Genomic DNA, 6233 nt, shown 5'->3' with positions numbered 1-6233 from the left:
TGGTTGAGAACGGCTTCGGTGACTTCAAACCGAACGCCAAGCCGCTGGAAGTTCGTTGCGAGGGTTCGTCGTAGATCATGAAGGCGCCAGGCTTCGAGCGGCTCTTCGCAACGTTCCTCGATCAGGCTGTCGAGCTTCACCTTCCCTTTGGCGTATCCCGTAAAGCCCGCCCCGCTTGCTGTCGCGAAAACACGGCCCTTACGCGGCCACCTCTCGCCGCGAGCCTCCCGGTCGAGCTCGGCGATTGCAAGATCGTTGAGGGGAATGGAGTTAGGTTCTCCGTTCTTGGTTCGAGATCCGGGCAGGGTCCATAATCTTTCGCTGCGACTGAGCTCCTGCCAGTGCATCCCGGAGACTTCTTCACGGCGCTGTCCGGTTACGATCAGAAGCCTGACAATTGGACCAAAGCAGCGATGACATTCCGGCGCCGCATTCCAGATATGGCGGAGTTCGCCATCCTTGAGCCAGCGCTCTCGTGGCTTGACCGGAGGCGGAGTTTCCATGCCCTCCATCGGGCTGCGATCAATATCTCCGCGACTCACGGCCCAGCGAAACAGGCGGCGCATAACGGCAAAGACATTTCGCCGGTTTGCCACCTGCTTGGGCGGCATCTGATCGAGAACCGATACGACGTCGATCTTCGTAATCGCTGGCAGCGCCTTCATTCCGAATGTGGGCTTGAGGTAGAGGCGAATGGATCGCTCCACGAGGCGACGCCATCCCTCGCGTTTGCAGGAGCGAGTGAAGAGGTCAGCGTAATTCGAGAAGGCGAGGTCGACAGCTTCCCGGCGGCGCTGCTTTTCCGCATCAACCGGATCAATGCCCTGCGCAACAATCACCAACAATCGCTCAGCTTCCAAGCGTGCCGTAGTCGGTGTCCAAGGCGATCCATGGGATCCGATCGTGAAACGACGGGTCTTCGTTTCTCGTCCGCCCATTCGGAACTGGATTATGTAACTGATTGATCCAGCAGCTGTAATCTTGACGCCAAAGCCCTTGAGATCGGTGTCCCAAAGATAGTTTTCCTTTGGTCCAACCGGGAGCGAATCGACCGTGCGCTTGCTGATTTTTCCTGTTGCCATGCGATACCTCGTGGCCTTTTCTGGCAATCACCGGGTAATCACGCAAGCGGAAAAAGGGGCGAATTGGAGGCAATTCTGGCGTAAGTGTTTTGAGCTAAGTCGTTGTTTTTACAACATCAGCGTAGTCTAGCGTCGCCTGAATCGAAAGTACCACACCTCGTGCCCCAGCCTGCGGGCCTTGGCCTCATAGCGGGTTTCGGGCCAGCCGCCGGGGCGGGTCAGGAAGTCCTGCGGCGTCTCGCATAGCCACTCGAATGCGTCCGTATGCCGCTGCATCACCATCAGCGCGTGGCGCAGATAGACGGGGTGATCGGTGCCGAAACGAAACTCGCCGCCGGGTTTCAGCTTTGCCGCGATCATTTCGACCGGGCCGTCGTTCATCATGCGCCGCTTGGCATGGCGCGCCTTGGGCCAGGGATCGGGATGCAGCAGATAGGCGAAGGACAGCGCCCGGTCCGGCACCCGCGCCAGCACCTGCAGCGCATCGCCCATGTGCAGCCGCACATTGCCCAGCGCATCGTCGCGCACATGGGTCAGCGCCTGCGCGACGCCGTTCAAAAACGGCTCGCACCCCACGAAGCCGTGGTCGGGAAGCATGTCGGCGCGATAAGCCAGATGCTCGCCCCCGCCAAAACCGATCTCGAAATGCAGCGGGCGGTCATCGCCGAACAGCGTCTGCGACGACACCGGCCCTTCGTCCGGCACCGCGATCTGCGGCAGCAGCCGGTCGACCAGCTCCTGCTGCGACGCGCGCAGCGCCTTGCCTTTCGACCGGCCATACAGCCGGCTGAGCGTGGTGGGATCGCCTTCCTTGTGCGCAGTCATGGGCGAGGCCGTTAGCGTCCGAACGCCCCTGCGTCGAGAGCGAGCGTGCGTCGAAATCGGGTTTGCGCTATTCGCCACGGATATGACGTCGCTCTACCATCCGCCGGTCAAACGCTCGGTCGAAATCGCCGGGCACAAGACCTCGATCAGCCTCGAACCGCTGTTCTGGGACATGCTGCGAGAGGCCGCCGAACGCGAAAAGGCGCCGATCAACGCGATTGTCGCGCGGATCGACGCCGAAAGAATCGCGAGCGAAACCCCTCCGGGCCTCGCCAGCGCGATCAGATTATGGCTGGCGAGCCGGAAGGCAGAACCCGCCGACTCATCACCCGATCAGTAATTCGCCGGCGGGTCGCTTGCCGGAAAGCTCTGGTCGCTGGCCTCGTCGGTTTCGGTCCACTTGCGGCGCGGCGTGTCGCGCATCGAGGACGGACCGGCATCGCGGATCGGTGTGATTTCGTCGCTCGTGCTCTTGTCGCGCGGCGTACCGCCGGCATAGGCGGGCGACGAACCCGTCTGGTTGTTCTGGAAATAGCGGTAACCGGCATATCCGATTGCGCCCAGTGCGGCGAGTTTAAGCAAAGCCATTGAAATTCTCCTTTTGGAAGATCAACGCTCGGCGCAGGGCTTCGTTTCAATCGGTTCGCGATGTTTCCGCATCGGCGGGCGCAGCGGATGAACGCTCTGGCTCGTTGTCTGCACGCGGCAGCATCTCGGCGGCATCGGACAGCACCTGCCGCTCGGTGGCGTCGGCGGGACGCGGATCGTCAATCGCCTCGCCGCAGCCGGGCAGCAGCACGGCCATCAGGGCCGCCATGCCCGGCGCGGCGAGGCGCAGGCGCATTATTCGCCTTCCATCGCTGCCGACAGATCGGCGGCGGCGTCGTCGGCCGCATCTGCGGCGTCCTCGGCCGTCGGGTCGACGATCGGCGGCGCAGGCTCGGCCGGAGCCATCGCCGGTTCGTCCATCACGTCGGCAGCCATCGGATCGACGGCGGCATCGTCCTCCATGCCGGGCTGCGCCATCACTTCGGCGGCGGGCATTTCGACATTGTCGGCTTCGGCAGGGGCATCGGCTTCATCGGTCGAACCGCATGCGCCAAGCAGCAGGGCGGGTGCGGCGACAAGCGCGGCACGGGCGATAATCATCTTCATGTTACGGGTAACTCCCTCGTCTGGACGCCATGGGGCGCGGCGGGAATCTAGGCGCGAGAAGGCGGGCAGGCAATGATTGCCAACATATAAAGCTTTCTTTATATGCACCGCCATGACCACCGCTCCGCCTCTCGTGGAACTGCTGCGCGCGATCGACGATCCGTCGCGCCTGCGGCTGCTGCGCCTGCTCTCGCGCATGGAGCTGGCGGTGGGCGAACTGGCGGAAGTGCTGGAACAGAGCCAGCCGCGCATCTCGCGCCATATCCGCATCCTCACCGAAGCAGGCCTTGTCGAAAAGCGCAAGGAAGGCAGCTGGGTGTTTCTGAAAACGCGGATGGCGGGCAGCGATTCGCCGATGCTGGCTGCGGCGGACCGGATGCTGGCCGCGGCGGAAGGAGAGGACGAGGATTTCGCCGCGCTGTGCGATGGCGACATGCGCCGCCTGTCCGCGATCCGCACCGCGCGCGAAACCAGCGCCGAATATTATTTCGCCCGCCACGCCGACGAATGGGACCGGCTGCGCACCCTCCACAGCGACGACGCGCTGGTCGAGGCAAAGCTGGCTTCACTGCTCGATGTGGAAAGCGGCGACGGAGACGCGCCCTTGGGCCGGATGCTCGACATCGGCACCGGCACGGGCCGCATCGCCGAACTCTTCGCGCCCTTTGCCAGCCATGTCAGCGCCATCGACAAGAGCAACGACATGCTGCGCGTCGCCCGCGCGCGGCTGCAGGACCTGCCGCCCTCGCGGCTCAACCTGCTGCAGGGCGACTTCACCGATCTGCCGTTCGAGGACGCCAGCTTCGACACCGTGCTGTTCCACCAGGTGCTGCATTACGCGCAACTGCCCGAACTCGCACTGGCCGAGGCGGCCCGCGTCACCCGCCCCGGCGGGCGCGTCGCCATCGTCGATTTCGCCGCCCATGCGTTCGAGGAATTGCGCGAACGCGACGCCCACGCCCGCCTCGGCTTTACCGATGCGCAGATGGACAAGCTGCTGGGCGATGCCGGTTTCGCACTAGGCGACACAGCATCCCTGAAAGGCGAGGAACTGACGGTCCGCATCTGGACCGGCACCCGCCGCAACCCAATTCCCCATATCGTCGCCCGTAAGGCCGGAACCCGGCGGGCCGACACCACAGCGCGGACAACACCATGAACGATACCGTCTCGACAATCGGCAGGCCCCTCTTCGCCTCGCTTCCCGGCGACATCGACGTGTCGTTCGAATTCTTCCCGCCCAAGACCGAGAAATCGGAGCAGCATTTGTGGGAAACCGTGCTCGCGCTTGCCCCGCTGCGGCCCGATTTCGTGTCGGTCACCTATGGCGCGGGCGGCAGCACCCGCGACCGCACGCATGACATCGTCGCGCGCATCATCCGCGAAGTCGGCCTCCCCACCGCCGCGCATCTTACCTGCGTAGAGGCGAGCAAGGACGAGATCCGCGAAGTGGCCGAAGCCTATTGGGAAGCGGGCGTGCGCCATATCGTCGCGCTGCGCGGCGATCCGCCGACGATGGGCCAGAAATTCGTGCCGCATCCCGACGGCTATGCCAGCGCCGCCGACCTTGTCGCGGGGCTTAAGGACATCGCGCCCTTCGACATCTCGGTCGCCGCCTATCCCGAAACCCACCCCGAGGCGGCGAGCGCCGAATCCGATCTCGACAACCTCAAGCGCAAGCTGGACGCGGGCGCATCGCGCGCGATCACCCAGTTCTTCTTCGCGCCCGAGAAGTTCCTGCGCTTCCGCGACCTTGCCGCCGCGCAAGGGATCGACGCACCGATCCTGCCGGGCATCCTGCCGGTGTCCAACGTGGCCCAGACGCGCAAGTTCGCGAAGGCCTGCGGAGCCGAGATTCCCAAGTGGATGGAGGAACTGTTCGAAGGGCTCGACAACCGGCCCGAATCGCGCAAGCTGGTGGCGGCCACCATCGCCGCCGAAATGTGCCGCTCTTTGTATGCAGAGGGCGTGCGCGACTTCCATTTCTACACGCTCAACCGCGCTGAGCTTTCCTACGCGGTGTGCCATCTTCTCGGCATGCGCCCGAAGGAAAGCGCCCGGAACGCTTCCGGATTGCAGGAGACCGCAGCATGACGATTACCCCAAGCAAGGCGCGCGCCGCGTTCCTCGAACAGGCGTCGCAGCGCATCCTCATCACCGATGGCGCGTTCGGCACGCAGATCCAGACCAAGGGACTGGTCGAGGCCGATTACGCGGGCGATCTGGGCCTCACCAAGGACCAGAAGGGCAATAACGACATCCTCGCGCTTACGAAGCCCGAGGTGCCGGAATCGATCCACCGCGCCTATTTCGAGGCGGGGGCCGACATCGCCGAGACCAACACGTTCAGCGCCAACAAGATCAGCCAGGCCGATTACGCGGCGGAAGACCTCGTCGCCGACATCAACCGCGAAAGCGCGGCGCTGGCGCGGCGCGTGGCAAACGAGTTTGCCGATCGCGACGGACGTCCCCGCTTCGTGGCGGGCGCGATCGGGCCGACCAACAAGACGCTTTCGCTCTCGCCAGACGTCAACGATCCCGGCTATCGCGAGATCGATTTCGATTATCTGACAGAGGTTTACCGCGCACAGTGCGAGGCGCTGGTCGAGGGCGGAGCCGACTTCATCCTGATCGAGACGGTGTTCGACACACTCAACGCCAAGGCGGGCATCATGGCCGTGCGCCAGATGGAACAGGCGCTGGGCCGCGAGGTGCCGATCATGCTGTCGATGACGCTGACCGATCTGTCGGGCCGCAACCTGTCGGGCCACACGGTCGAGGCGTTCTGGTACGCGGCGCGCCACGCCAACCCGCTGACCGTCGGGCTGAACTGCTCGTTCGGCGCGACGCAGCTGGCGCCGCATGTCGCGACGCTCGCCAAGATCGCCGATTGCTGCACCATGCATTACCCCAATGCGGGCCTGCCGAACGAGCTGGGCGAATATGACGAAATGCCCGACACCACCGCGGGCTTCGTGCTCGACTGGGCGAAGCGCGGGCTGGTCAACGTGCTGGGCGGATGCTGCGGTTCGACGCCGCAGCATATTGCGGCCATGGCCAAGGTTGTCGAGGGAATCGCCCCGCGCCAGATCCCCGAACCGACCCGCAAGACGCGGCTGGCGGGACTTGAACCCTTCATCATGGCTGCCTGAGCGGCCAAACAGGAAATAT

General features: G+C 64.2%; 9 protein-coding genes. 4 read left to right on the top strand and 5 right to left on the bottom strand.

Annotated elements, in window-relative coordinates; all coding sequences use genetic code 11:
- The coding region (locus tag AC4FIJ_RS06840) for a tyrosine-type recombinase/integrase (RefSeq protein ID WP_490335966.1) at positions 1 to 1082 on the bottom strand (1082 nt) is incomplete at its 3' end.
- Positions 1083 to 1208: 126 nt separating this feature from the next.
- The gene (gene trmB, locus AC4FIJ_RS06835) at positions 1209 to 1907 is read right to left on the bottom strand and encodes a tRNA (guanine(46)-N(7))-methyltransferase TrmB (protein WP_490335965.1); all 699 of its coding nucleotides are present in this window, start codon (positions 1905 to 1907) and stop codon (positions 1209 to 1211) included.
- Positions 1908 to 1989: 82 nt separating this feature from the next.
- Between trmB and AC4FIJ_RS06830 the strand changes: the two genes are divergently transcribed.
- The gene (locus tag AC4FIJ_RS06830) at positions 1990 to 2247 is read left to right on the top strand and encodes a ribbon-helix-helix domain-containing protein (protein WP_490335964.1); all 258 of its coding nucleotides are present in this window, start codon (positions 1990 to 1992) and stop codon (positions 2245 to 2247) included.
- On the opposite strand, the gene AC4FIJ_RS06825 is transcribed toward AC4FIJ_RS06830, so the two are convergent.
- From AC4FIJ_RS06825 to AC4FIJ_RS06815, 3 genes are read right to left on the bottom strand one after another with little or no spacing between them, the layout of a single operon-like run.
- Complete coding sequence (locus tag AC4FIJ_RS06825; protein ID WP_490335963.1) at positions 2241 to 2495, bottom strand: hypothetical protein; 255 nt, start codon at positions 2493 to 2495, stop codon at positions 2241 to 2243. The genes AC4FIJ_RS06830 and AC4FIJ_RS06825 overlap by 7 nt on opposite strands.
- A 46-nt stretch (positions 2496 to 2541) precedes the next feature.
- On the bottom strand, positions 2542 to 2751 hold the full coding sequence (locus tag AC4FIJ_RS06820) for a hypothetical protein (protein WP_490335962.1): 210 nt from the start codon (positions 2749 to 2751) through the stop codon (positions 2542 to 2544).
- The gene (locus AC4FIJ_RS06815) at positions 2751 to 3062 is read right to left on the bottom strand and encodes a hypothetical protein (protein ID WP_490335961.1); all 312 of its coding nucleotides are present in this window, start codon (positions 3060 to 3062) and stop codon (positions 2751 to 2753) included. Before AC4FIJ_RS06815 ends, AC4FIJ_RS06820 begins: the two co-directional genes overlap by 1 nt.
- A gap of 112 nt (positions 3063 to 3174) precedes the next feature.
- Here AC4FIJ_RS06815 and AC4FIJ_RS06810 point away from each other — a divergent pair, with 112 nt between their 5' ends.
- The 3 genes from AC4FIJ_RS06810 to AC4FIJ_RS06800 are packed head-to-tail and all read left to right on the top strand — an operon-like array spanning position 3175 to position 6214.
- Positions 3175 to 4221 (top strand): ArsR/SmtB family transcription factor, encoded by a 1047-nt coding sequence (locus AC4FIJ_RS06810; protein WP_490335960.1) that lies wholly within the window; start codon positions 3175 to 3177, stop codon positions 4219 to 4221.
- Positions 4218 to 5156 (top strand): methylenetetrahydrofolate reductase, encoded by a 939-nt coding sequence (gene metF, locus AC4FIJ_RS06805; RefSeq protein ID WP_490335959.1) that lies wholly within the window; start codon positions 4218 to 4220, stop codon positions 5154 to 5156. The genes AC4FIJ_RS06810 and metF overlap by 4 nt, the downstream gene beginning before the upstream one ends.
- On the top strand, positions 5153 to 6214 hold the full coding sequence (locus AC4FIJ_RS06800) for a homocysteine S-methyltransferase family protein (RefSeq protein WP_490335958.1): 1062 nt from the start codon (positions 5153 to 5155) through the stop codon (positions 6212 to 6214). The genes metF and AC4FIJ_RS06800 overlap by 4 nt, the downstream gene beginning before the upstream one ends.
- Positions 6215 to 6233 lie beyond the last annotated feature (19 nt).

The sequence above is a fragment of the Croceicoccus sp. genome (assembly GCF_983967925.1).
Note: the sequence above shows the minus strand (reverse complement) of the source record. Positions and strands in the feature narration are given on the sequence as shown.